This window comes from Mesorhizobium sp. M7A.F.Ca.CA.003.01.2.1 (assembly GCF_003998945.1).
GTDB lineage: Bacteria > Pseudomonadota > Alphaproteobacteria > Rhizobiales > Rhizobiaceae > Mesorhizobium > Mesorhizobium ciceri.
On the sequence record NZ_RZRA01001343.1, the window covers coordinates 1 to 1,069 of the forward strand.

Annotated in this window: 1 protein-coding gene; it reads right to left on the reverse strand. The window is 67.8% G+C overall.

Going from position 1 to position 1,069, the window contains the following annotated elements; translation table 11 throughout:
• Nucleotides 1-63: 63 nt before the first annotated feature.
• The coding region (locus EN969_RS32535) for an amidohydrolase family protein (RefSeq protein WP_127419808.1) at nt 64-1,069 on the reverse strand (1,006 nt) is incomplete at its 5' end.

Sequence of the window (1,069 nt, forward strand, 5' to 3'; positions counted from 1 at the left end):
CACCCGCGCGTCGGCGGGCTGACCAAGGACAAGATTGTCGGCATTGACGGCGTCGGCTGACCGTCAGGCCGCCAGGACTTCCGGCACCCGCATCGCCGGAGGCGTATTTCTGCTCCGGCCTGTCCGCACCTCGCCGTCGATCACGACCATGCCAATGCCTGGAAGATTGCCGAGCGCCACGCTGTCGAGCAGCCCGTCGCCGGCACCGCCGATCGCTTGATCCATGAAGATCAGGTCGGCGGCGCGCCCCACCTCGATGATGCCGCGATCATCCAGTCCGCGCACGCGCACCGTGTTGCCGCTGGCAAAACAGAACGCCACTTCCGGCGCGATACCACCAAGCGAAGCCAGCATGGTCAGGGTCCGCAGGATGCCGAGCGGCTGGACGCCGGATCCGGCCGGGCTGTCGGTGCCGAGGATGACGCGCGAAAGTTCGCCGCGCTGCCTTGCCAGGTCGAGCACGAACAGTCCGGTGCGCAGATTGCCGTTATGGACGATTTCAAGCGCCCTCGAACCCTTCTCGCAGATCTGCCGTATTTCCGCCTCGGGCAGGGCGGTTGGCCCGCCATTGACGTGGGCGACGATGTCGGCGTCGACCTCCAGCACGACATCCGCGCCGATGCGGCCGGAGCCGGGCAGCGACGGGCCGCCTGTGTGGGTCATCGAGGTCATGCCGTATTTGCGCGCCCAGGCGATCATCTTCCGGCCGGTCGGCCCATCCTTGACGCCGCCAAGCCCGACCTCGCCGACAAGCGTCACGCCGGCCTCGGCGAGACTGCGGAAGTCTTCCTCGGTAAGGCCGGGTTCCAGGATCGGTGCCCCGGCCAGGATCTTCATGCCGTTCGGACGGAAGTTGGAGAAGGTGCGCTGCGCCGCGATCGCCAACGCCTTCAGCCCGACAAGATCGCGCGGTCGGCCCGGCGTGTGGACTTCCCCCGCCGAGATCATGGTGGTGACGCCGCCATGCACGGTCGAATCCATCCAGCCGATCTGGTTCTGCCGGGGCGTCCAGTCGCCGGCCACCGGATGGGCGTGGTTGTCGATAAGACCCGGCGCGACCGCACAGCCC